The organism is Micromonospora echinospora (genome assembly GCF_900091495.1).
Classification (GTDB): domain Bacteria; phylum Actinomycetota; class Actinomycetes; order Mycobacteriales; family Micromonosporaceae; genus Micromonospora; species Micromonospora echinospora.
This window is the reverse complement of sequence record NZ_LT607413.1, coordinates 2,970,093-2,992,887: the sequence shown is the minus strand read 5'-3', so window position 1 is coordinate 2,992,887 and position 22,795 is coordinate 2,970,093. Positions and strand designations below refer to the sequence as shown.

The window sequence follows — 22,795 nt, the reverse complement described above, 5'->3', positions numbered from 1 at the left end:
ATAAAGCCGCACACCTGCGGTCCGACGGTCACCCAGCCACCGTGCGCTGGCAGCGGGCGAGTGCCGCCCGGAGGTCACGGCGCAGCGCCCGGTCCAGACCGGGTTGGGCGAGAGCGTGGGAGAAGTCCCGGGCGGCCTCGTCCCACCGGCCCAGTCGCATCAACGCCGTACCCCGGTTGAAGCGCGGCACGGGCGCCACCGACAGCGCGACCGCCCGGTCCAGGTCGGCCACGGCGGCGGCGACCTCACCGCGTTCGAACCGGACGGCCGCCCGGTTGGTCCACGCCTCCACCAGTTCCGGATCCTGTGCCAGGGCCCGGGTGAGCAGGTCGTCGGCCTCGGCGGCGCTGCCTCGCTCCGAGCAGATCAACCCGAGGGTGCACAGCAGGGCGGCGTCCCGGGGCGCACGGGCCAGCCCGGCCCGCGCGCCGGCCTCGGCCGCGTCGAGCGCGCCGCGCTCCCGGTGCAGGTTGACCAGGGCGATCCGGGCGTCGAGGTGCCCGGGGTCGATGGCGAGCACGCGCTCCAGGTCGTCGCGGGCCCGATCGACACGGCCCCGCTCCTGCTGGAGCACCGCCCGGTTGTAGTACGCCTCGGGCAGGTGCGGACCCAGCCGGATCGCGGTGCCGTAGTCCCTGATCGCGGCGCGGTAGCGGCCCGCCGCCCGGTGCAGGGCCGCGCGGTCCACGTAGTACTCGCAGTTGCCCGGGTCGTGGGCGATCACCGTGTCCAGGTCGGCCAGGGCCCGTACCGGATCGCCGAGGGCGAGGTGCACCTGCGCCCGGTTGTGACGAAGCCGGGCCAGGTCCTGTGGGCGCTCGCCGGGGGCGAGCACCGCCGACAGCCGGGCCAGGCCGTCGTCGATCAGCCGTAGCGCGCGGTCGGGTTCACCGGCCCTGCTGTCCAGCAGCGCCAGGCCCTGCTCGTAGAAGACGGTGGAGATCGTGCGCTGCCGGGGATCGTCGAGGCCGGCGGCGAGGTCGAGGGCCCGTTCCAGCCAGTGGCGGGCCCGTTCCGGCTCCTGGTCGCCCGCGGGCAGGTGCCGGGCGTACAGCATGGCGGTGGAGTACGCCGCCGACATGGTGATCTTCCGGTCGTCGGTGGTGGCTCGCACCTCGTCGTAGAGCCCCAGGGCCTCGGTGGGGCGGTCCAGCGCCACCAGGGCGGTGGCCAGGCCGGTGGTGAACGCCCACCAGTGCCGCAGATCGTCGACCGGGGTGACCGTGGCGCGACCGTCCCGGGCGACCCGGGCCGCGTGGTGGTAGAAGCCGCGCGCCAGGCTGTCACCGAGGGCGGCGCGTACGGCTTCCGGCGCCGGGTCTGCCACCGTCGCCGGGCGGTCGCCGCCGTCGCGCAGAGCCAGCTTCAGCGGGGACGACCCGACCCGGCGGACCAGGGTCTCGATCAGCTCGCGGGTGGTCTCGTCGGCTTCGGCGACGTGGGAGAACCGTACCGTGACGGGGCGGCGGAGCCGGTCCGCCCAGGCCGCCACGAACTCGGCGGCGCCGTAGGCCAGGCAGGCGGTGCGTCGCGCCGGATGGAACCGGATCGGCTCCTCCTCCGCCGCGGGGCGTGCCGTCCGGTCGAGGCCGGGCGCGATGGCGTGCAGCTCGACCCGGTGGCGGGCGGCCAGGCGGGGACGGTCGGTGGCGACGTGGCCGAGGAAGTCGGCGACCCCGGCGTACGGCCCGAGGTCGCGGTGGCAGTCGTAGTCGCCGGACACGTCGGTCACGGCCGGGCCGATCGCCGCATGGGCGGGCGCCCGGGGACGCCCGCCCGGCCGGCAACTACCAGCACCACTCGAACCAGAGCCGGCGGGCGCCGGACACCAGGCGCAGGGCGCTCGTACGACGAATGGCCATCTTCCTCATCGGACCTCCATTGTGATTCACTTCAGGACCGCCCGAGCGTAAACCTGATCTGTCGATATATGAAGGGTTCTCGCGACGGTGCCGCGACGGTTTCGCCGCGCGAAGCCACCGGGTACGTAGCTGGTCACCGTGGGTGCGGGGCCGGTCGCCAAGTGATCGGCGCGCGCGGTCAAGTGGCCGGCGCGAGCCGGCATCACATTTATCCCGTGCCGATTCCGGCAATTAGTGGCGGCACCGGACCAGATGACCCTGCGGCGACTCACCTATTGTGCGAAAGGCAATACCCTGAGTCATTTCCGGGGGAGGAACTCAGAGCCGGGGGCCGGCATACCGCTGGCCGTCGAGGAACGGCCACGGGTTCGCGACACAGCCCTTCAGGAAAAGCGTCTGCTGCATCATCACCGGCGCCGGCCGCCCCGGCTTCGGGCAGCGCTCGTGCCGGTATCCCAGCTCGTGGCCCACCTCGTGGTTCACCACGTACGCCCGGTAGACCGTCAACGGCACCCCGGCGTCGACGAAGTGCGGCACCGACGTCCGCCACCGGTCGAGGTTGAGGATCACCTTCCCGGGGGCCCGGCACGAGGTGTACGGCCGACCACCGACCCGGATGTTCACCCCGCCCGCCGCACACATCCGGCCCGCCGTCCCGGGGGTCGCCAGATAGACGGTGAAGTCGTGCGGCGCGTTCCCCGGGACCCGTTGCAGGCGGAGCCGTCCGCTGCCGATCCAGCTGCCCGGCGCGGCGAGTACCTGCTCCACCTCGGCGCCGAACGCCCGGACGTCCTCCCCGGAACCTGTCTCCACCGCCACCCGGTAGCGGCGCAGGGTGCCGGCACGGCCCAGCAGCTCACCCGGCTGGTCGTCGTAGCCGAAGGTGCCCCGCCCGGCCGACGGCACCGGACCCGGCATCCGCAGCAGGGGCGGGGACGCGGTGACACTCGGCGACGGCGTGGGCGACAACGCGACGAGAGGACCGACCGGTCCGGCCGTGGTCGGCTCGACGGCCGCCGAACCGGTGGTGGCCGGTCGGGTGCCGGACCGGGCGGGCAGCACGGCCGTCACGGCCGCGACCACGACCGCGACGGTCGACGCGGCCAGGGCGTATGCCAGGACCCTCCGATGTGGACGGCGCGGGCGGGAGGAAGTCGTGGACATCCCGCTCAGGGTGCCACGTCACCCCCGGTCACGCACTTTCGCCACGTCGTCGAGAAGTCCCAGAACCGCACGGGCCACCGTACGGGGCAGCTCCATCTGGGCCACGTGCCCGGCATCCAGCATCAGCAGCCGGCTGTCCGGGATCACCCGGGCCGTCTGCGGCGCCACCCGTACGTCGACCAGCCGGTCCTGCCGTCCGCCGATCACCAGCGTCGGGGCCCGCACCGCGGCGGCCATCCGCCACAGCGAACCCGAGCCGGGCAGGTACGACCGCAGGAAGCTGGAGACGATGCCCCGGAACGTGCGCACGTACGCGGCGGCGTGGTGCTCGGTCTGGTGCCGGAGCCGGAGCTCCTCCAGCGCCTCACGGCGGCGCTGCTCGCCGATCCGGGTCAGGTCGGCGATGCACGCCTCCAACACCTGCTGGGCCATCAGCTCGGGAGCCAGTTGGGCCAGCCGCCAGGCGGCCAGTCGCTCGCCCCGGGGGATCACCAGCAGGGGCAGCATCCGCCCCTGCAACGAGCGGCGGAAGTCGAGGAAGGGCAGGGCCGGCGAGATCAGCGTCAACGTCCGGACCAGCTCGGGTCGCAGCGCCGCCACCCGGACCGCGACCGCCCCGCCCAGCGAGTTGCCGAACAGGTGCACCGGCCCCCGGTCGGAGTGCTCGATCCACCGGACGATCCGGTCGGCGAAGGACCCGATGGTGTAGCGGCGGGCCGGGTCGCTGTGCCCGAATCCGGGCAGGTCGACGGCCTGGCCGTCCAGCCGGCCGGCGAGCAGCCCGGCCAGGTCGGTCCAGTTCTGCGCCGATCCGGCCAGGCCGTGCACGTAGAGCGCCGGTTCCGCGTCCGGCGCGGTGGCCGGCGTGTCCCGGACGTGGATGACCGAGCCGTCGAGGAGCACCGACCGGCCGGGCCAGGGCGGCGGGATCCGGTCGGCGGGGAGCAGATCGTCCGGACCGAGCGTCGCGGGCTTCATGTTTCCAGTCTGCCGCCGGACGCTCAGGTCAGCAGCGCTTCCAATCGACGGTTGACCGCGGCGAGGGTGGCCCGCACCACGGCCTGCCGGGGGTCGGCGCCGGAGACCAGTGCCGAACCGGCCAACTGCTCGACCCAGCCGTCGCAGACCAGCAGGACCACCACCGTGGCCACCTCGCATGTGCCGAAGGGCACCACGGCGGCGTGCTCGACAAAGCACCGCCCGCGCCCGGAGCCGGCGACCCGGAGCAGTTCGTCGACGGCCGCCGCGGCGGCCACCGCGCAGAGGCGCAGGACGTACCCGTCGACGGCTGGTCCGACGGCGCGACCGGAGGCGTCACGCGCGCCGGCCAGCAGGCGTACCTCGACGTCCGCGTCGAGGCCGAAGGTGCTGACCTGCACGTGGTCGATCACCACCCGGGGGCCGGGGGCACCGCCGGTGTCCAGCGGCCGGGACGGCGCGGTCTCCGTCGTGGTCCGCTGCCCACCTGAGTACGAGGCACCCAGCGTCGCCGGGCTCCCGGTGGCCCCCATGGGGCTTCCGGCGCCCCCGCCACCGAAGGCGGCCCAGGGGCTGAGCTGCTCCTCCACGCTGGCCCGGCCCTGGGGTATGCCGGGTTGCCGGCGACGACGGCGTACGTCGGTCGGCACCTCGGCCCGACCCTCGGGCGGGGGCGGCGCGATGCGGCGGCGCACCGGCGGGTCGGGCGCGGGCACCGGACCGGGCACGTTCTGCGGCGCGGCGGCCAACCCCATCCGTTCCTGGAGCAGCCGGGCGACCATACGACTCACCTCGGCCGCGTCCGCCCCGTCGGAGAGGTCGAGCCGCAGGCTGTGCGCGCCGGCCGCGGTGCGGCGCAGCGACGCGTCGCGCACCCCGGTGACGCCCCGGACGGCGTCGAGGATCGCGTCGACGTCGAAACCCTCGGGGCGTTCCTGCGGCGGTGCCGACTCGTCCTCCCGTCTCAGGTGGGTGGCGATGCGGGCGGGTTCGGGGGTCTGGGCGGGGGGATCCACGGCTGGCGGCTCCGGCACGACGGGCACATCCGGCTCGGCGGGTACGCGCTGGGGCAGCACCGCCGGCGTGCCGCCCGGATGCCGGTCGGCGACGGTGGACGGAGCCGGGGACACCGGGTCGGGCGCGGATCGACGGGCCGTGTACGGGGGTGCGCTCGCCGGAGCGGGCGCGGGCAGGGTGGGATCGACGCGCCCGGCCGCGCTCGTGGCGGGTGCCGCGAGCCGACCGGCTCCGGCGCGGTCCGGGTGGCGACCAGCCGACGGGGGATGATCGGCTTCGGCGGCCTCGGGCCGGAGTCGGAAGGGCCGGACGGTACGGGTCTCGGGACGGACGCCGGGCGGCTCCGCCGGTTCGGCCGGGGGCGGCCCGGGTGGGGCGCTGGATGGCGCGGCCGTCGGGCGGCCCGCCCAGGTGTTCTGGTCCACCGGCGGATACGGTCGGCGCGGCTCGGCCTCCGGCTCGTAGGAGCGTCGCCCGGCGGCCCGGTACGGCGCGGCCTCCCCCGACGGCATCCGCGCGTCACCGCTCGCCGCGACCCGGTACGGCGTACCGGCCTCGGCCGCCGGTGTTCGGTCGGGAGCGGGCTCCGGCCGGGGGGTCCGGCCGGGAAGGGGCTCCGGCGACGGTGACCGGGGGACGGTGGAGTCGGTCGACGGGGCCCGGACGGCGTCGGGGAGACGACGCGACTCGGGCTCCCGGGCGTCGGACGGCGGTGCCCAGGTGGGCGGCACGTCCTCGGCCGGCCGTTCCTCGCGGAACCGGCGACCGGTCGGCTCGTCGTCCTCACGGTGCCGCTCGGCGCGGGACCGCCGGCCACCGCCACCCTCCTGGGACCACGGCGGCGCCCAGCCGCCCCCGGCCCAGCTCGGACGCTCCGGTTCGGTGGGCGTGTTCCAGGGCCGGCGCTCCGGGTCGGCGGCGGACGACTGCGCCGGGGGCACCGATGTCGGGCGGCTCCCCTCGGCTGGGTGTTCCGCGTGCGTGGCCGGGGGCCCGTCCGAGGCGTGCCGCGCCGGCCGGCCCTCGGCGGAGAGCGTCGGGTGCCCACCGGTGGGATGACGGAGCGCCCCGGGGTCCACCGCCGGACGCGTCGTCGCCCCGCCGGCCTCCACCACCGGGTATCCGCCGGTGGGATGACGGACGGCGGTGTCGTCCGAGGGCAGCACCGGCTGCCCGCCGGTGGGATGACGGAGAGCGGCGGCCTCCCGACCGGGCTCACCGGTCTGCTCCAGGGCGGGCGAGGGCCGCTGCGCCGGGACGGCGAGCCGCCCGTGGTCGGGGTCACCGGCCGGGCCGGGAGGCGCGCTGACCGGCACCTGTCGCCCGCCCGGGGCGTCGTCGCGGAGGGCGTGGCCGTTGAGCCGCCGGCCGTTGACCCGGCTCGGCAGCTCGCTCACCTCGTCGGCCCCGGGCATCGGGGCAGGCAGGTCGCCGTGCTGCGGAGACGACGAGGCCCAGCCGTGGCCCGGGTCGGAGGGACGCCACTGGGTTCGGGCCGGTTCCCCCCGGAACCCGTCGTCGGCGGCACGGGACCAGCCGGCGCCCGATGGCGCCCATGCGCTGGTCGAGTGGGCCAGGTCATCCTGCTGACCCGTCCCATCGCCGTGCTCTCCCGGGGTGGCGGCACCGGGTTGCCCTGTTTCATCCACCGCGCGCTCCTTGGTCGCCCCCGCTGAGGCTACCGTGTGGTGACAGTGGCGATAAGTTACAGCGGCGGGCCAAATTCCACGGCGGGGCGAGTGATCCGGCCGGTCTGGGTAGGAGTACCGGCCCGTACGAGGAACATCGGAGGTTCCCATGACAGCTGTGGGGAACGGCTCACAGACGGCGGGTCGTCCCACGCGCCTGCCCCGGTCGGCGCGGCGCAAGCAGCTGCTCGCGGCGGCCCAGGAGGTGTTCGTCGCGCAGGGCTACCACGCCGCGGCGATGGACGACATCGCCGAGCGGGCCGGGGTCTCGAAGCCCGTCCTCTACCAGCACTTCCCGGGGAAGCTGGAGCTCTACCTCGCCCTGCTGGACACCCACTGCGACGGGTTCCTGGCCAAGGTGCACGAGGCGATGCGGGGGACCAGCGACAACAAGGAGCGGGTCAGCGGCGCGGTCCGGGCGTACTTCGACTTCATGGACCACGAGAGCGAGGCGTTCCGCCTGGTCTTCGAGTCGGACCTGCGCAACGACCCGGCCGTCCGCCAGCGGGTGGAGCGGGTCGAGCAGGGCTGCATCTCGGCGATCACCGACACGATCATCTCGGACACCGGGGTCAGCCGGGCGCACGCCGAACTGCTCGCGTCCGGACTGGTGGGGGCGGCCGAGACCGCCGCGCAGTTCTGGTTGGGCGGGGGACGGCAGGTGCCGAAGGCGGAGGCGGAGGCGTTGCTCGCCGCCCTCTCCTGGCGGGGCATCGCCAGCTTCCCGTTGCAGGGTGAGCCGGCCGCGGGGGCGGGGCAAACCGAGTCACCGTGACCATCACCTGCCCGGATCGGCTAGCCTTCCCAGGGCGGTCGTTTCGCCCGGATGAGGAGGCACAGTGGAGGTCAAGATCGGCGTGCAGTACGCGCCGCGTGAGCTGGTCATGGAGAGCGCGCAGTCGCCGGCCGAGATCGAGCAGATCGTGACCGACGCCATCGCCGGCGACGGGACGCTCTCGCTGACCGACGAGAAGGGCCGGCGGGTGATCGTCCCGGTCAGCAAGCTCGCCTACGTGGAGATCGCCGAGGCCGCGCCGCGCGCCGTCGGGTTCACCGTCCGCTGACGGGCCGGTCCACCCGGGTCGCCGCGGCAGGTGTCGGAAGTTCACCTGCCGCGGACTCGGCGCCGGAGCGCCGCGAGACCGGTGCCCGGCACGACCGGTGACGGTGCGTCCCGGTCGAATGTTCAGTTGTTGAGTCCGACCGCGCCCATCCGCGCGGTGTGCGCGGCGGTCAGGTTGCGGAACAGTTTCTGCGGGTCCCCGTCCTCGCCCCGCGCGATCAGCCCGGTCAGCGTGCCCCGGTCGGCGGCGGCCACCCGGCCCGCCTGGGAGAGCCCCTCCCCCACCAGCCGTCGCGCCCACATGGAGAGCCGGTTGGCCACCCGGGGGTCCGCCTCGATCGCCGCCCTGATCTCGGCGGCGGCGAAGTCGGCGTACCGGGAGTCGTGCAGCACGTCGAGGACCAGTTGCCGGTCCGGCTCGACCAGCGCGTCGGCGATCTGCCGGATGAAGTCGTCGGCGATGGCGTCCCCGACGTACGCCTTGGTCACCGCCTCCAGCCAGTCTTTCGGCTCGGTCGAGTCGTGGTACGCCTGCAACGCCGTCACGTACGGCGCCATCGCGTCGTCGGGCAGTGCGCCCAGTTCGGTGATCCGGTCGGCGAGCCGCCGGTAGTTGACCATCTCCGCAGCGGCCATGGCGCTCAGCTCGGCCCGGCGTCGCAGATCGGGGGCGAGCCGGGCGTCGGCGGCCATCCGGTCGAAGGCGAACAGCTCGCCGAGGGCCACCAGGCCGAGCAGATCGACGACGGCGGACGAGGGTGCGGGGGCGGCGGACACGAGCGCAGGTTACCCGTCAACGGGACGGCTCGTGGGGCAGCCGATCACGGATTCCCGAACCACAGATATTGTGACCTGCATCACAATATAGACCCCCGCGTGGAGCGCTCCTTGCCCGGACCGGGACGCCATCCGGGTTAACCAGGTAGTATGGAGCAGTTGCCGTGGGCGCCGTTGGAGATGTTCGCCCGCCGCAGGTGCGGCCGACGATCCGGCCAGACGTCCTGCCCACGGCGCGCGTGCGGCCCGGTCCGGCATGGCGTTCTGCCGCCGACCGTGTGGCCCGCGCCATACCGAACGCGCCCTGCGGACATGACGGGGCGCACCACGAGAGGGCACCCCCAACACCACATGAGCGAACAGAATCTCCACACGGACGGCCAGGAACTGGCCCCCACAGATCTCTCCACGGAGGGCCAGGAACTGGCCCCGACCGCCCCGGTTCGCCCGGAAGCGCCCACCTTCGCCGAACTCGGCGCACGGCAGGAGACCGTCGAGGCGCTCGCCGCCGCCGGCATCACCCGCGCCTTCGCCATCCAGGAGTACGCGCTGCCGATCGCGCTGCGCGGCACCGACCTGATCGGCCAGGCCCCGACCGGCACCGGCAAGACCCTCGGCTTCGGCGTACCGCTGCTCGAACGGGTCTTCGCGCCCGGCGAGGGCAGCGACGGCGTGCCGCAGGCGCTGGTCGTCGTACCCACCCGTGAGCTGGGCATCCAGGTGGCGAAGGACCTCGCCGCCGCAGGCCGCACGCGGGGCGTGCGGGTGCTGCCGATCTACGGTGGCGTCGCGTACGAGCCGCAGATCGAGGCGCTGCGCAAGGGCGTCGAGATCCTCGTCGGCACCCCGGGCCGTCTGCTCGACCTCGCCAAGCAGAAGCACCTCCGGCTCGACCGGGTGCACGCGCTGGTGCTGGACGAGGCCGACCGGATGCTCGACCTGGGCTTCCTCGACGACGTCGAGAAGATCCTGTCGATGCTGCCGGAGGACCGGCAGACGATGCTCTTCTCGGCCACCATGCCGGACCCGATCGTCACCCTCTCCCGGCGCTTCCTGCGCCGGCCGGTGACGATCCACGCCGGGCACACCGCCGAGACCGGCCCGTCGCCGCAGACCCAGCAGCTCGCGTACCGCACCCACTCGATGAACAAGATCGAGATCGTGGCCCGGATCCTCCAGGCGGAGGGGCGTGGCCTGACCATGATCTTCACCCGGACCAAGCGGGCCGCCGACCGGGTCGCCGAGGACCTCGACTTCCGGGGCTTCGCGGTCGCCGCCGTCCACGGCGACCTCGGGCAGGGTGCCCGGGAGCGGGCCCTGCGGGCGTTCCGCGCCGGCAAGATCGACACGCTGGTCGCCACCGACGTGGCCGCCCGGGGTATCGACGTCACCGGCGTCACCCACGTGATCAACTACGATTGCCCCGAGGACCAGGACACCTACACCCACCGGATCGGCCGGACCGGCCGGGCCGGGGCGACCGGGGTCGCGGTGACCTTCGTCGACTGGGACGACATGCCGCGCTGGCGGATCATCGACAAGACCCTCGGGCTGGACCTGCCCGAGCCGCCGGAGACGTACCACACCTCCGCCCACCTCTACACCGACCTGGGCATCTCCACCGAGATGACCGGCACCCTGCCCACCGCTGAGCGGACCCGGGCCGGGCTGGCCGCCGAGGTCGAGGAGGATCTCGGCGGTGGCCGCCGCCGGGGCGAGGGTGGCCGGCGTGGCGAACGCCCGCGCCGCTCCCGCCCGCGCGGCTCCGACACCCGGCCCGACGGCCCGTCCGTCGAGGCCGTCGTGACCGACGAGGAGACCGCCCGCACCCCGCGCCGCCGGCGTCGCCGCCGGGGCGGGGAGGTGGTCTCCGACGGTGAGCCGACCGCGGTGATCACGGACGACGCCGCCGCCGGCAGCCCGACCGGTGCCGCCGCCGAGGGCGAGGCGAAGCCCCGTCGTCGCCGTCGCCGTCGCAGTGGCTCCGCCACCGGTACGCCCGCCGAGGCGATCGCCGACTGACCCACCGCACGCCCGACGTCCCCCGCACCGGTCCGCCGGTACGGGGGACGTTCGCTTCCGGCCCACGTCGATATGGATGATGGAGCGATGCCCGTACCACTGGACGACGCCCTCACCGACCTGCGGTCCCTGCTGCTCGGTCCCGCCCTGACCAGGGCGGTCGCCGCCGGACGACGCCGTGGGCAGCGCCCCTCGGTGGTGCGCGCCGAACTCCGGCCGGTCACCCTCAAGGCCGGCCCCCGGCTCCAGATCTCCACCTCCGACGGGAACCGCCCGCGCACCCGCAACGTTGCCCCCGGGCAGGAGGCGGACGAGGCCGTCGACGCGCTGCTGGCCGAGCCGTTCGGCAACTGGCACGTGGAGACCACCGACGCGACCGTCCAGCTCCGGGTGACCAAGTCCGGCGAGGCGCAGGTGCACCGGGCCGCCGCCAGCCGTCCCGCCGCCGCGTCCGACGGTCACGACCGGGAGAAGGAGTACCTGCTCGACCCGGGTGACCCGATCTTCGCCGAGATCGGCGGGTCGGCGGCCAAACGCCGACAGGTGGACGCCTTCCTCCGCGCCCTCGCCGCCACCCTGCCCGACGAGCTGACCGGTCCCCTGCGCGTGGTCGACCTGGGCTGCGGCAACGCGTACCTGACCTTCGCCGCGTACCGCTACCTGACCCGGCGCGGCCTCGACGTGGAACTCGTCGGCGTGGACGTCCGGGAGGACCAGCGGCAACGCAACAGCGCCCTCGCCGAGCGCCTCGGCTGGGCCGACCGGGTCCGGTTCGTCGCCGGCACCATCCTCGACGCGGAGGTCGACCCGACCCCCGACCTGGTGCTGGCGTTGCACGCCTGTGACACGGCCACCGACGAGGCGCTGGCCCGGGCGGTCCGCTGGGGGGCCCGTTGGGTGCTCGCCGCCCCGTGCTGCCACCACGACCTCGCCGCGCAGCTGCGGGCCCGACCCGCCCCGGCCCCGTACGAGCTGCTCACCCGGCAGGGCATCCTGCGGGAACGCTTCGCCGACGTGCTGACCGACGCGCTCCGGGCCGGGCTGCTCCGGTCGCACGGCTACCGGGCCGAGGTGGTGGAGTTCGTCGACTCCCGCCACACCCCCCGGAACCTGCTGATCCGCGCCCGACGCGGCACCGGCGCCAGCACCGGCGAGCAGGACGCCGAGTACCGCGCCCTGGTGGGACAGTGGCAGATCACTCCCCGCCTGGAGACCCTCCTCGACGGCGGCGCGTAGCCCGCCGTCCGCACCGCCGAGTTGGTTGCCCAGCAGCAATGATTGCCGCCGGTGTACCGGATCAGGGGTGACTAGCCAGGCGATCGGGCGACCCCCTGACCTGCTGGGGGTACTACGCTCGAAGACGCACCGTCCGGTGCGACCGGCCGGAAAGGGACACCCGCTCATGGGCTCCGCAGAGGTTTCGCCACAGATGGCCTTCGCGCGCTTCGTCCGGCGGGCCATCGACGACGCCCGTCAGGAGCGCGGGTGGACCGTCACCGATCTGGCCACCCACACCGGGGTCGGCCGGTCCACGATCTTCCGTTGGCTGGCCGGCGACTGGCAGGACTATCCCGAGTTGGCCAAGGTCCGAGGCTTCTGTGCCGCCCTGGACGTGCCGGTCACCGCGGCGTTCCGGGCGCTTGGCCTGCCCGACGGCGCTCCGGCGGCCCGGCGGCGGGTCGACGACGCCCCGGTCGAGGCGGACGTCCGGGTGATCCTCGACCGGCTCGCCGACCCCACCGTCCCCACCGACGAGAAGCAGCAGATCCGGGACCTGCTGCGGTACCTCGCCCACCGGCCCGCCCGCCGCGCGGGCTGAGCCCCGCCGCGCAAGCTGAGCCCCGCCGCGCAAGCTGAGCCCACGATCGGCGCAGGGGTCGTCAGGGGATCGTCACCGTGTACTCGGCGGTGTGCACCTCACCGGCCACCTGGAAGTCGAGGTAGAACCGGTAGCGACCGGGGCCGGGCACGGTGAGCCGGAACATCACCGCGTTCCCGGCCAGTTCCGTCTCCGGATGCACGTGCAGGTAGCCGAGGTCGCCCTCGCGGAGCACCACCAGGTGCCCGTACGCGCCGAGGTAGCGCTCCAGCGTGGGCGTGCTGTCACCGACGCGCACCCGGAACGCCATCGGCGCGTTCACGCCGATGCGGGGGTCACCCTGGAAGTCGACGGTGAACCGGTCGACGGTCGCGGTCCGGGCCGGCGGGGGCAGGTCCCGGGGGGTGTACGCGCCGGGGACGACCAGGTCCACCCCGAGGGTCACCGGCGTCTGCACGTTGTCGGCGGTCACCGTGGAGAAGTCGGTGTACGCCCGCCAGATCCCCGGCTCGGGCAGCGTCAGCGGGACCGACCAGGTGCCGTCGGCGCCCATCGTCGGGTGCAGGTGCTGGAAGCCGGTGAGGTCCCGGCGCACCACGATCAGGTGCATCGGCTTGTCGTGCACGATCGCGAACCGGGTCACCGGTCGCTGCCCGGCCTCCTGGATCTGGAAGCGGAACTCGCCGGCCCGGCCGGCGGTGAACGTCACGCCCAGCGGGGCGAGGGTGTAACCCGCCGAGGTGACGGCCAGGCCGCCGACCTCCGTACCGCCGTCGAGGTGCTCGTGGGCCGGGGTGCCCGCCGGATGGCTGTGGTCGGCACCGGCCGTGGTGGTGGACGCTCCCGCCACCGCCGACGGGTGGGGGTTGAGCCGCCCGATGCCGAAGCCGGCGATCAACGCGAGGACCAGCCCGGCCACCACCAGCGCCAGCCGGAGGGTGCTGACGGGGAACTGGTCGTTCATGCGGTTCACGGTACCGTCGGAACGGCTGGTCACCGGTCGACCACGGCGACGGCGTGGTAACGGTCGCATTCCGCCCCGGCCGGGAACTTTTCCGGCCCGACCCGGGACGCGCCCACCTGCCACGGCCCCGGTGGACGATGCCCGCCACGGCCCCGGCGGGCCACCCGCCTCTCAGCCGGCGACGGCCAGGGCCAGGGGCAGGACGTCGGGCGCGCCGTGGCGGCGCAGCAACCGCGCCACCAGGGTCAGCGTCCAGCCGGAGTCGACCAGGTCGTCGACCAACAGTACCGGGCCGGTCAGCCCGGCGAGCGTGCCGGCCAGGTCGTCCGGCACGGCGAAGGCGTCGTGCAACGCGCGTACCCGCTGGGCGCTGTTGCCGCGCGGACCGTCCGCGCCGGCGGCACCGGTCGGCGCGACCTGGCCGAGCAGGGGCAGCCGGCCGATCTCGGCGATCCGCTCGGCGAGCGAGCCGACCAGCCGGGGACGCCGTCGGGAGCCGACCGCCACGACGCCCGCCGGACGCCGCGGCCACGGGTCGTCCCCGTGCGACCACTCCTTGAGCACCTCGACCACGGCGGCGACGACGTCGTCCGGCACCGGCGCGTCGGCGGCGTCCGGGCCCACCAGCGCGCGCAGCCGCCCACCCCACCCGAGGTCGGAGAGACGCCCGACCGCGCGTCCGGGCAGTGCCTGCTCCGTCGGGGCGATGCGCCCCTTCAGCGGTACGCCCACCGCGTCCAGGCCGGTGGGCCAGAGCTTCTTCGGGGCCAGCTCCACCCCGGGGCGGCCGAGGAACGCCTGCGCGGCGGTGAGCGCCGGACCGGACACCGTGGCGTCGAACAGCGGCCCGGCGCACCGGTCGCACCGGCCGCAGGCGGTGGCCGCGTCGTCGTCCAGGCACTCGCGCAGGTAACGCATCCGGCAGTCGGGCGTGGTGGCGTACTCGCGCATGGCCTGCTGCTCGGCGGTGCGGGCCTGGGCGACGCGGCGCAACCGGGCCTCGTCGTAGGTCCAGGGTTCGCCGGTGGCGAGCCAGCCGCCCCGGACCCGGCGGACCGCGCCGTCGACGTCGAGCACCTTGAGCATCATCTCCAGCCGGGCCCGGCGCAGGTCGACGACGGGTTCGAGGGCCTGGGTGGAGAGCGGCCGGTCGGTGCGCAGGGCGGCCAGCACGGCGCGGACCTGCTCCTCGGGCGGGAAGGCGAGCGAGGCGAAGTACCGCCAGATCGCCGCGTCCTCGGCACCCGGCAACAGCAGCACCTCGGCGTGTTCGACGGCCCGCCCGGCCCGGCCGACCTGCTGGTAGTACGCGATCGGCGAGGGCGGCGCGCCGAGGTGCACGACGAAGCCGAGGTCGGGCTTGTCGAAGCCCATGCCGAGCGCGGACGTCGCCACCAGCGCCTTGATCTTGTTGTCGAGAAGGTCCTGTTCGGCGGCACGCCGGTCGGAGTCGTCGGCCTGCCCGGTGTACGCCGCGACCGGGTAACCCCGCGAGCGGAGGAACTCGGCGGTCTCCCCCGCCGCGGCCACGGTCAGCGTGTAGACAATCCCCGAGCCGGGGAGGCGGTCCAGGTGGTCGGCGAGCCAGCCGAGCCGGTGCGCCGGGCTGGGCAGGTCGAGTACGGCCAGCCGCAGCGACTCCCGGTCCAGGCTGCCGCGCAGCACCAGCACGTCCGCCCGGTCGGTGCCCGGGGCACCAGCGGTGGTGTCGAGCTGATCGGCGACGTCGGCGGTGACCCGGGCGTTGGCGGTGGCCGTGGTGGCGAGCACCGGCGTGCCGGTCGGCAGGTTCGTCAGGAAGGTACGCAGCCGGCGGTAGTCGGGACGGAAGTCGTGCCCCCAGTCGGAGACGCAGTGCGCCTCGTCGACCACGAGCAGCCCGGTCGTGGCGGCCAGCCGGGGCAGGACAGTGTCCCGGAAGTCCGGGTTGTTGAGGCGTTCGGGACTGATCAGCAGGACGTCGACCGTGCCGGCGTGGATCTCGGCGGTGATCCCGTCCCACTCGTCGAGGTTCGCCGAGTTGATGGTGCGGGCCCGGATACCGGCCCGGGCCGCCGCCTCCACCTGGTTGCGCATCAACGCCAGCAACGGCGACACGATCACCGTCGGGCCGACGTCGCCGGTCGGGGCGGTGTCGGCGGTCGGGGCGGTGTCGGCGGTCGGGGCGGTGTCGGCGGTCGGGGCGGTGTCGGCGTCCCGCCCGCGCAGCAGGGCGGTGGCCACGAAGTAGACGGCCGACTTGCCCCACCCGGTGCGCTGGACGCAGAGCACCCGACGCCGGTCGACGACCAGCGCCTCGATCGCCCGCCACTGGTCCTCGCGCAGTCGGGCGTGCTCACCGGCCAGGCGCCGCAGCACCGCCTCGGCCCGCTCCCGTACCGCCGCCCGATCCCCCATCCGCCCTTTCTACCAGTCCGGCCCGCCGTCCCCCACCGGCCGACCCCGCCGGCCGGTGGGGGCGGCGGGGGCGGCGGGGGCGGCGAGCAGGTGCGGTCAGGGAGTCCGGCGGAGTCGGCGAGCAGGTGCGGTCAGGGGGTCCGGCGGGGGCGGGTGAGGGCGGTGCGGAGCGGGCCCAGCCGGGTGGCCAGGGTGGCGAGGCCGCCGGGGAAGAAGTAGACCGCCAGGATGAACACCGTGCCGAGCACGAACAGCGGCTGCGAGAGCGGGGCGCTGAGCCAGCCGGGCAGCGCGTCCACCGCCTCGGACGCCCCGAAGGCGGTCAGCCGGTGGTCGAGGTACATGTAGAGGATGCCGCCGAGCACCGGGCCCCAGCGGGTGCCCGGCCCGCCGAGCACCACCATGACCAGCAGGGAGAGCGTCAGCTCACTGGAGGTGATGTGCGGCGAGGCGCCGCCGATGATCAGGCAGTAGACCGCTCCGCCGGCCGTCGCCAGCCCACCCGACAGGGTGAACGCGACCAGCTTGAAGCGGTACGGGTCCAGCCCGAGCACCCCGATCCGCCGCTCGTCGTCGCGCAGCCCGGCGAGCACCCGTCCGGTCGGCGACGCGCTGACCCGGTGCACCACCAGCACGACCACCGCCAGGTACGCCAACGCCAGCCAGTACAGGTTCACCGTGTTCGTCACGCCGACCAGCGCCGCCGGCAGCCCGGAGACGTCCAGCGGAAGCCCCTCCTCACCGCCGGTCAGCCCGCCGAAGTCCCGGGCCACCAGGATCGCCCCGACCTGGGCGAACGCCAGGGTGACCATGGCGAAGGCGATACCCACGGTCCGCAGGGCGACCGCGCCGAGCAGCGCGGCGAGGGTCGTCCCGCCGGTCAGGGCGAGCAGCGCCGCCTGCCACAGCGGCAGCCCGGCCTTGGTGACCAGGATGTCGGTGCCGTACACCCCGGCGGCGAAGTAGAGCGCGTGCCCGAAGGAGAGCATCCCGGTCCGCCCGAACAGCAGGTCGTAGCCGGCGGCGAGCCCGCCGAAGACCAGGCAGACGGCGAGCAGTTGCAGGGTGCCGGGCGAGTTCAGCGGCCCCTCGAAGATGCCCGGCAGGTGCACCGTCGAGTACGGCAGGATCGCGGCGACCGCCAACGCCACCAGCGGCAGGAACGGCCGCAGCCGCTGCCACCCCGACGGCCTAGGCTCGGCCGGGACGGCCGCCTTCGGCGGCTCCACCGCGCCGTCGACCACGGAGTTCGTCATGCGGTGGCCACCTTTCCGGCGATGCCCTGCGGACGGAGCAGCAGCACCACGGCCAGCAGCGCGACGACGCAGATGTCGCCGAGGCCGGAGGTGCCGTAGTAGTTCACGAACTGTTGCAGCAGCCCGACCGCGACGGCCGCGTACGCGGAGCCGACCACCGAGCCCATCCCGCCGATCACCACCACGATGAACGCGAAGATCAGCAGCGAGCCGCCCTGACCGGGCGAGACCGAGCCGAAGTAGACCCCGCCCAGCGCGCCGGCCAGCGCGGCAGCCGCCCCGCCGATCGCGAAGACCAGGGTGAACGCCTTCCGCACGTCGATGCCGAGCGCGGTGACCATCTCCCGGTTCTCCACCCCGGCCCGGATCACCAGGCCGTACCGGGTGAAGCGGAGGAAGGCCAGCAGCGCGGCGAGCACCAGCCCGGCGGCGACGATCAGCAGCAGCCCGGCGTTCGGCACCTTCGCCCCGAACACCGAGGTCACCTGGCGGGTCCACTCCGGTCGCGGGAACGGACGCGGGTCGGCGCCCCAGACCGCCTGGAGCAGGGCCACCCCGGCGAGCGAGAGCCCGACGGTGACCAGGACCTGCGCGATGGTGCGGGAGTAGAGCGGCCGGATCAGCACCAACTCCACCAGCACCGCGACCAGCGCGCCGGTGAGCACGCCGAAGGCAGCGGCCACCACGAAGCCGAGGCCGTCCGGGCCGGCGCCGGGCAGGTTCCCCGACGCCCACCAGGTCGCGTACGCCCCCACGCCGAGGAAGAGCCCGTGCGCGAAGTTGAGCACGTCGGCCAGGCCGAACACCAGGGAGAGCCCGGAGGCGACCAGGAAGTAGAGCGCGGCCAGTCCGAGGCCGGTCAGGGTGAGCAGCACGACGGTGCTCATGCGAGCTGGTCCTTCCTCGCCACTGCGGGGCCCGGGGAGTGCGCCTCCGCCGATCCGACGCCGAGCAGCGACTTCGTCAGCTCCGCCTCGGCGAGCAGGTCCCGGGCGCTGCCGCTCCAGGCGACCCGCCCGGCGTCGATCACCACCGCGTCGGTGGCGAGCCGGCGCACCACGGCGAGGTTCTGCTCGACGAGCAGCACCGGCACCGTCTCGGCGACGCGTTCCAGCACCTCGGCCACCTCGGTCACCACCTTCGGGGCGAGCCCCTTGGTCGGCTCGTCGACCAGGAGCAGCTTGTTGTCGTTGAGCAGCACCCGGCCGATGGCGAGCATCTGCTGCTGGCCGCCGGAGAGCGAGCCGGCCCGCTGGCGTCCGCGCCGGTCCAGCTCCGGGAAGAGCGCGAACACCCGGTCGTACGCCGGGGTGCTGCCGCGCCGCTCGGCGAGCCGCAGGTTCTCGGCGACGGTGAGGCCGGCGAAGACGCAGCGGTCCTCGGGTACGTAGCCGAGGCCGTCCCGGACCAGCCGGTGGGTGGGCCGGTCGAGCAGGCTGCGCTCGCCCATCCGGACCCGGCCGGTCACCTCGCCGCCGGCCGGGGTGAGCCCGACGACGGCACGCAACGTGGTGGTCTTGCCGACGCCGTTGCGCCCGAGCAGCACGGTGACCCCGGTCGGGGCGACCGTGAAGGACACCCCCTGGAGGATGTGCAGCCCGGCGATCCGGACCGACAGGTCCTCGACGGTGAGGATGGCGGTCACAGGGCCTCCCCCAGGTATGCCTCCTGGACGGTGGGGTTGGCCATCACCGTCTCCGGGGTGTCGCAGGCGAGCAGCGCGCCGTGGTGCATCACGGCGATCCGGTCGGCCAGCTCCAGGATCACGTCCATGTGGTGCTCGACCATGAGCACCGCCCGGCCGCTCTCCCCGGTCAGCGACTTGATCACGCTGACCAGTTCGGGGACGTCCTCGGCGCTGACCCCGGCCATCGGCTCGTCCAGCAGCATCACCCGGGGTTCTCCGGCGAGCAGCAGGGCGATCTCCAGCTTGCGCTTCTCGCCGTGGGCGAGGGTGCCGGCGAGCGCCGTACCCCGGTGGGCGAGGCCGACCCGGTCGAGCGCCGCGTCGGCGGCGGCGACCACCTCCCGGTCGGCCGCCGCCCGCCGCCACAGCTTCATCGAACCCCCGCGGTGCGCCTGGACGGCGAGCCGCACGTTCTCCCGCACGCTGAGCGAGCCGAAGACCGAGGACGCCTGGAAGGTGCGCCCCAGCCCGAGCCGGGCCCGCCGGTGCGGCGGGAGGGCGCTGATGTCCCTCCCGTCCAGCAGGACCGTTCCGGTGGTGGGGCGACGCAGGCCGGTGATCAGGTTGAACAGTGAGGTCTTGCCGGCACCGTTCGGCCCGATCACGCCGAGGAACTCTCCGGCCGTCAGGTCGAGGTGCACGTCGTCGACGATGGCGACCTCACCGATCCGCCAGGTCAGACCGCGGGTGGCGAGCATCGTCGGATCAGCCCTTCATCGCCACGACCGGCGGCGCGGACTCGTCGCCGGTGAGGCTCTTCTGGGCGCTCGCGGTGAACGCGGTGCCGCTGCCGGTGAGGCTGGCCTGGTACATCGGCTGGAGCAGGGCGTGGTCCTCCTTGCGGATGGTCATCTTGCCCTTGACCCCGTCGAAGCTCCAGCCTTCGAGCGCGGTGACCATCTTCTCCACGTCGTCGCCGCCCTCGGCGACCGCGCGGACCACCATCTGGGCGGCGGCGAAGCCGTCCGGGTGGAACAGGTCGAGCGTCCCGCCGGTGACCTTGGCCTTGAGCGCCTTGGCGGCCTCGGTGTCGCTGGCCCCGTCGAAGTAGTGCGACAGGAACGAGATCTTGGTGCCGGCCGCGCCGAAGGTCGCCCAGGAGGCACGGATGTCGAGCCCGGTGACGACCGTGGTGGAGGTCAGCACGCCCTGCTGGTCGAGGGTCTGCCACATCGCCGGGGCGGTGGTGCCGGCCCAGGCGACGAAGAGCAGGTCCGGCTTGGCGGCGGTGATCTGGCTGGCGAACGGGGTGAAGTCGGTCGCGCTGGCCGGGGCCCGGACGCTGCTCACGGTCGCCCCGGCGCCGCCGATGACGGCCTTGACGGCGGCCTCGTTGGCGTCGCCGAACGCGCCGTCCTGGGCGAACACCACGACCTTCTTGCCGGCCGGGTCGCCGATGAACGACTTGGCGGTCACCACGTCCTGGTACGACTGCCGGCCGGACCGGAACGTGTAGCGGTTCGCACCGGTCACCGCGTCGGTGGCGGCCGGGCCGGAGATGAAGAGCACCTTGTTCTGCGCGGCAATCGGGGCGACCTGCAACGCCACCCCGGAGGCGGTGGACCCGGCGAGGATCTTGTGCCCCTTGCCGATCAGGTCCTTCGCTGCCGACACCGCCTTGGCCGGGTCACCGGCGTCGTCGACCTCGGTGACCTCGATGGTCCGGCCGTCGACCTTGCCCGTGCCGTCGGTGGCGAAGTCGAGGCCCGCCCGGAACCCCTCGATGTACTGCTTGCCGTAGCTGGCCAGGGCTCCCGACTGGGAGTACACCAGGCCGACCTTGACCGGGGCGGCGTCGTCACCGCCACCGGAGGCGGTCTCCTGCGGGCTGCCACAGGCGGTCGCGGCGACCGCCGCAGCCATCATGGTGGCGGCGGCGAGGACCGCGCGCCGCGTCGTCCGGACCGTCATTGCGACTCCACGTGAGGACTCGGAGGAAGGGAAATCCGTTGTCGGCTCACGCTAGGAGTGACGTCACCCACGGGCTATGTGGCGGCAACACACAAGTAACGCCGACCAGGTGGCCGACCGGGACAATTGGGCACCCCGGTGTTTCCGGTCGATGGCCGACACCGCCACCGGGACACTGACCATCGTGTCGACGCCCGCCACCTACCGGTGTCGCTCGGCCCCACAGTCGCCGTCGTGTCCGGCCGGCCGTGGACAGCGCCGGCCGCGCGCGAACAACCGGTCGCAGAAGACCCGGTGCCGTACGCCCTGCGCGTCCTCGGCGGAGACCGTCGTCTCGCCCCGGTCCACGTCGGCCAGGAAGCTCACCGCCCGGGTGATCGACCGGGCGAAGCGCAACGCCCCGGCCAGGTCGGTGGCGACCACCGGCAGGTGCACCACGAAGCGCTCGCGGTCCCGGTACACCGGCACGCCCCCGCTCACCGGCACGCCCTCATTCACCGGCACGCCCTCATTCACCGGTGCGTCCTCACTCACCGGTGCGTCCTCGGTGCGAACCGGGACTGCCAGCTCCGCAGCGCCCGCTTGATCCGGACGTTCTCCTCGGTGGTGTAGGTCAGCTCACGCCGGGCGGCGGCCAGCTCACCGGCGACCCGGTGCAGGAACGCGTACACCTCCAGCGGGTCGAGGCCGCCTCGACGCACGCTGCGGAACTGCCGGTCGCGGACCTGCCCGGCGGTCAGCGACCGACAGGTCGCCGAGCGGTACCACCCCTCGTTCGGCGACCGCCGCCGGTGCTGCTCCGGCCGCCCGTGCCGGGCCTGGTCATGGCGGGCCTGTTGGTCATGGCGGGCCTGGCCATGGCGTGGTCGGCCCGCCGGCCGGAACAGTCTCTCCAGGATTCCCATGTGCGGACATCCCTCCGTCACCCGTCGTCGCTGGAAGGCGGCCCGGTCCACAGCAAGGGGAGACACGGACCGGGCCGCCGGCCCCGCGACCGCAGCCCTCATCGGCGGTACGACCCCGGAGCCCACTCGAATGCCCACCTCCGAGGGTTTGCCGAACCAACCGGAGCCGGACACCCAGCAACTTACACAAAATGTTTGTGTAGGTCGACCCCGTAGAGTAACGACACGACCGCTTATTGCAGCTACTGGTGCAGGTCCGGCATGATCGGTGATGCCGAACCAACCGGAGTCCTCACCATGCCCACAGCACAAGCCCCATACCGCCAGATCGCCAACGACATCGCCGCGAAGATCAAGAGCGGCGAGTTGAAGCCCGGCGACAAGCTCCCCTCCACCCGCGAGCTGGCCGAGGCGTATCGCGTCCACATGAACACGGCCTCGCGCGCGCTTTCGCTCCTGCACGACCGGGAGCTGATCACCGGACAGCCGGGGCGTGGCACCTACGTCGCCGAACGGACGCAGTGACCAGAGCACGCCGGTGACCGACGGTCCCACCCCGGCCGCGCGCGTTCCCACGCCTGGCGGCGATCCAACCCTGCCGGAGCTGGTGGTGGCCTGGGGCCGGGGCTGGGCCCGCTGCCGGAGCACACCCGCTCCGACAGCCGTACCCGGGGGCTTCCGGGTCGAGGTGGGGCGGCCGGGCCACCGGGTGCGTTACGTGCTGCACCGCCACGACGCGGCGGTACTGGACGACCTCGGCCGACGCCTGACCGCCCCCGGCACCTGGATCAAGGCCATGGGAAGCTCCGCCGAACTGCGCGGCGCGCTGCCCCCGCACTGGACGATGGCCCCGGTCAACCACCTGATGAGCGCCCCGTTCGGTGAAGGCGTGGTGACCCCGCCCGCGCCGTACGCGGTGCGGATCGACACGACCGGCGGGGCGGTCGTCGCGACGGTGGTGGACTCCACCGGAAGCCCGGCGGCCTCCGGGCGGCTGGCCCCCGCCGGGTCGTACGGCGTCGTGGACCAGGTGGAGACCACGCCCGCGCACCGACGGCGCAGGCTGGGGACGGTCGTCATGCGGGCCCTGGCCGACCATGGCGCGCAACACGGACTACGGACCGGAATCCTGGTCGCCACCGACGACGGGCGCAGCCTCTACGAATCGCTCGGCTGGACGACGCACTCGACCGTGGCGGCGGCCTTCCTACCCGAGAACTGACCCTCACCCCATGTCAGCCTCCAGATCTTGGACACTTACCGTCCGCATTCGACGGTAAGTGTC

General features: G+C 73.9%; 21 protein-coding genes. 7 read left to right on the top strand and 14 right to left on the bottom strand.

Translation table 11 applies throughout. The features are described from left to right. Positions 1–28: 28 nt before the first annotated feature. From GA0070618_RS13805 to GA0070618_RS33465, 4 genes are all read right to left on the bottom strand, one after another. Positions 29–1,732 (bottom strand): tetratricopeptide repeat protein, encoded by a 1,704-nt coding sequence (locus GA0070618_RS13805; RefSeq protein ID WP_088982000.1) that lies wholly within the window; start codon positions 1,730–1,732, stop codon positions 29–31. Between the two features lie 448 nt (positions 1,733–2,180). Beyond that, the gene (locus GA0070618_RS13800; RefSeq protein WP_088981999.1) at positions 2,181–3,026 is read right to left on the bottom strand and encodes a DUF3152 domain-containing protein; all 846 of its coding nucleotides are present in this window, start codon (positions 3,024–3,026) and stop codon (positions 2,181–2,183) included. An 18-nt stretch (positions 3,027–3,044) separates the two neighbouring features. Beyond that, entirely contained in the window at positions 3,045–4,004 is a 960-nt protein-coding gene (locus GA0070618_RS13795; protein ID WP_088981998.1) for an alpha/beta fold hydrolase, read from the bottom strand. Between the two features lie 23 nt (positions 4,005–4,027). Next, the gene (locus GA0070618_RS33465) at positions 4,028–6,436 is read right to left on the bottom strand and encodes a hypothetical protein (protein WP_331253143.1); all 2,409 of its coding nucleotides are present in this window, start codon (positions 6,434–6,436) and stop codon (positions 4,028–4,030) included. A gap of 382 nt (positions 6,437–6,818) precedes the next feature. Here GA0070618_RS33465 and GA0070618_RS13785 point away from each other — a divergent pair, with 382 nt between their 5' ends. Both GA0070618_RS13785 and GA0070618_RS13780 read left to right on the top strand, forming a co-directional pair. Further along, positions 6,819–7,484: a TetR/AcrR family transcriptional regulator gene (locus GA0070618_RS13785; protein ID WP_088981996.1), complete on the top strand. Its 666-nt coding sequence runs from the start codon at positions 6,819–6,821 to the stop codon at positions 7,482–7,484. A gap of 64 nt (positions 7,485–7,548) precedes the next feature. Next, positions 7,549–7,773, top strand: coding sequence for a DUF3107 domain-containing protein (locus GA0070618_RS13780; protein ID WP_088981995.1), 225 nt, complete (start codon positions 7,549–7,551; stop codon positions 7,771–7,773). A 122-nt stretch (positions 7,774–7,895) separates the two neighbouring features. On the opposite strand, the gene GA0070618_RS13775 is transcribed toward GA0070618_RS13780, so the two are convergent. Beyond that, positions 7,896–8,549 carry a ferritin-like fold-containing protein gene (locus tag GA0070618_RS13775; RefSeq protein ID WP_088981994.1) on the bottom strand — a complete coding sequence of 218 codons (654 nt, stop codon included), beginning with the start codon at positions 8,547–8,549 and terminating at the stop codon, positions 7,896–7,898. Positions 8,550–8,900: 351 nt separating this feature from the next. Between GA0070618_RS13775 and GA0070618_RS13770 the strand changes: the two genes are divergently transcribed. The 3 genes from GA0070618_RS13770 to GA0070618_RS13760 all read left to right on the top strand — a co-directional run bounded on the left by GA0070618_RS13770 (position 8,901) and on the right by GA0070618_RS13760 (position 12,390). Next, on the top strand, positions 8,901–10,571 hold the full coding sequence (locus GA0070618_RS13770; protein ID WP_088981993.1) for a DEAD/DEAH box helicase: 1,671 nt from the start codon (positions 8,901–8,903) through the stop codon (positions 10,569–10,571). Positions 10,572–10,658: 87 nt separating this feature from the next. Further along, positions 10,659–11,807, top strand: coding sequence for a class I SAM-dependent methyltransferase (locus GA0070618_RS13765; RefSeq protein ID WP_088981992.1), 1,149 nt, complete (start codon positions 10,659–10,661; stop codon positions 11,805–11,807). Positions 11,808–11,973: 166 nt separating this feature from the next. Continuing rightward, on the top strand, positions 11,974–12,390 hold the full coding sequence (locus tag GA0070618_RS13760; protein ID WP_088981991.1) for a helix-turn-helix domain-containing protein: 417 nt from the start codon (positions 11,974–11,976) through the stop codon (positions 12,388–12,390). Between the two features lie 61 nt (positions 12,391–12,451). Here GA0070618_RS13760 and GA0070618_RS13755 read toward each other — a convergent pair whose 3' ends face one another. The 9 genes from GA0070618_RS13755 to GA0070618_RS13715 form a co-directional block, all read right to left on the bottom strand. Further along, on the bottom strand, positions 12,452–13,354 hold the full coding sequence (locus GA0070618_RS13755) for a hypothetical protein (RefSeq protein WP_088985509.1): 903 nt from the start codon (positions 13,352–13,354) through the stop codon (positions 12,452–12,454). 171 nt (positions 13,355–13,525) lie between these two features. Beyond that, positions 13,526–15,751: a RecQ family ATP-dependent DNA helicase gene (locus GA0070618_RS13750; protein WP_088981990.1), complete on the bottom strand. Its 2,226-nt coding sequence runs from the start codon at positions 15,749–15,751 to the stop codon at positions 13,526–13,528. 131 nt (positions 15,752–15,882) lie between these two features. After that, positions 15,883–17,007, bottom strand: coding sequence for a branched-chain amino acid ABC transporter permease (locus GA0070618_RS13745; protein ID WP_088981989.1), 1,125 nt, complete (start codon positions 17,005–17,007; stop codon positions 15,883–15,885). After that, complete coding sequence (locus GA0070618_RS13740) at positions 17,004–17,894, bottom strand: branched-chain amino acid ABC transporter permease (RefSeq protein WP_088981988.1); 891 nt, start codon at positions 17,892–17,894, stop codon at positions 17,004–17,006. The genes GA0070618_RS13745 and GA0070618_RS13740 overlap by 4 nt, the downstream gene beginning before the upstream one ends. Further along, positions 17,891–18,652, bottom strand: coding sequence for an ABC transporter ATP-binding protein (locus GA0070618_RS13735; protein WP_088981987.1), 762 nt, complete (start codon positions 18,650–18,652; stop codon positions 17,891–17,893). The genes GA0070618_RS13740 and GA0070618_RS13735 overlap by 4 nt, the downstream gene beginning before the upstream one ends. Beyond that, complete coding sequence (locus tag GA0070618_RS13730) at positions 18,649–19,392, bottom strand: ABC transporter ATP-binding protein (RefSeq protein ID WP_088981986.1); 744 nt, start codon at positions 19,390–19,392, stop codon at positions 18,649–18,651. The genes GA0070618_RS13735 and GA0070618_RS13730 overlap by 4 nt, the downstream gene beginning before the upstream one ends. A 7-nt stretch (positions 19,393–19,399) precedes the next feature. Next, positions 19,400–20,605, bottom strand: coding sequence for a substrate-binding domain-containing protein (locus GA0070618_RS13725; protein WP_088981985.1), 1,206 nt, complete (start codon positions 20,603–20,605; stop codon positions 19,400–19,402). A 201-nt stretch (positions 20,606–20,806) separates the two neighbouring features. Further along, positions 20,807–21,067 (bottom strand): hypothetical protein, encoded by a 261-nt coding sequence (locus GA0070618_RS13720; protein WP_088985508.1) that lies wholly within the window; start codon positions 21,065–21,067, stop codon positions 20,807–20,809. A 68-nt stretch (positions 21,068–21,135) separates the two neighbouring features. Then, positions 21,136–21,510: a DivIVA domain-containing protein gene (locus GA0070618_RS13715; protein WP_088981984.1), complete on the bottom strand. Its 375-nt coding sequence runs from the start codon at positions 21,508–21,510 to the stop codon at positions 21,136–21,138. A gap of 297 nt (positions 21,511–21,807) precedes the next feature. Here GA0070618_RS13715 and GA0070618_RS13710 point away from each other — a divergent pair, with 297 nt between their 5' ends. Next, positions 21,808–22,035, top strand: a complete 228-nt coding sequence (locus tag GA0070618_RS13710) for a GntR family transcriptional regulator (RefSeq protein ID WP_088985507.1) — start codon at positions 21,808–21,810, stop codon at positions 22,033–22,035. A gap of 13 nt (positions 22,036–22,048) precedes the next feature. Continuing rightward, positions 22,049–22,732 (top strand): GNAT family N-acetyltransferase, encoded by a 684-nt coding sequence (locus GA0070618_RS13705; RefSeq protein ID WP_088981983.1) that lies wholly within the window; start codon positions 22,049–22,051, stop codon positions 22,730–22,732. Positions 22,733–22,795: the final 63 nt, after the last annotated feature.

Coding starts and splice junctions, on each gene's coding strand:
- GA0070618_RS13800 (WP_088981999.1), bottom strand. CDS start 3,026: ATGTCCACGACTTCCTCCCGCCCGCGCCGTCCACATCGGAGGGTCCTG.
- GA0070618_RS13715 (WP_088981984.1), bottom strand. CDS start 21,510: ATGGGAATCCTGGAGAGACTGTTCCGGCCGGCGGGCCGACCACGCCAT.
- GA0070618_RS13745 (WP_088981989.1), bottom strand. CDS start 17,007: ATGACGAACTCCGTGGTCGACGGCGCGGTGGAGCCGCCGAAGGCGGCC.
- GA0070618_RS13760 (WP_088981991.1), top strand. CDS start 11,974: ATGGGCTCCGCAGAGGTTTCGCCACAGATGGCCTTCGCGCGCTTCGTC.
- GA0070618_RS13750 (WP_088981990.1), bottom strand. CDS start 15,751: ATGGGGGATCGGGCGGCGGTACGGGAGCGGGCCGAGGCGGTGCTGCGG.
- GA0070618_RS13725 (WP_088981985.1), bottom strand. CDS start 20,605: ATGACGGTCCGGACGACGCGGCGCGCGGTCCTCGCCGCCGCCACCATG.
- GA0070618_RS13770 (WP_088981993.1), top strand. CDS start 8,901: ATGAGCGAACAGAATCTCCACACGGACGGCCAGGAACTGGCCCCCACA.
- GA0070618_RS13710 (WP_088985507.1), top strand. CDS start 21,808: ATGCCCACAGCACAAGCCCCATACCGCCAGATCGCCAACGACATCGCC.
- GA0070618_RS13785 (WP_088981996.1), top strand. CDS start 6,819: ATGACAGCTGTGGGGAACGGCTCACAGACGGCGGGTCGTCCCACGCGC.
- GA0070618_RS33465 (WP_331253143.1), bottom strand. CDS start 6,436: ATGCCCGGGGCCGACGAGGTGAGCGAGCTGCCGAGCCGGGTCAACGGC.
- GA0070618_RS13755 (WP_088985509.1), bottom strand. CDS start 13,354: ATGAACGACCAGTTCCCCGTCAGCACCCTCCGGCTGGCGCTGGTGGTG.
- GA0070618_RS13795 (WP_088981998.1), bottom strand. CDS start 4,004: ATGAAGCCCGCGACGCTCGGTCCGGACGATCTGCTCCCCGCCGACCGG.
- GA0070618_RS13730 (WP_088981986.1), bottom strand. CDS start 19,392: ATGCTCGCCACCCGCGGTCTGACCTGGCGGATCGGTGAGGTCGCCATC.
- GA0070618_RS13740 (WP_088981988.1), bottom strand. CDS start 17,894: ATGAGCACCGTCGTGCTGCTCACCCTGACCGGCCTCGGACTGGCCGCG.
- GA0070618_RS13765 (WP_088981992.1), top strand. CDS start 10,659: ATGCCCGTACCACTGGACGACGCCCTCACCGACCTGCGGTCCCTGCTG.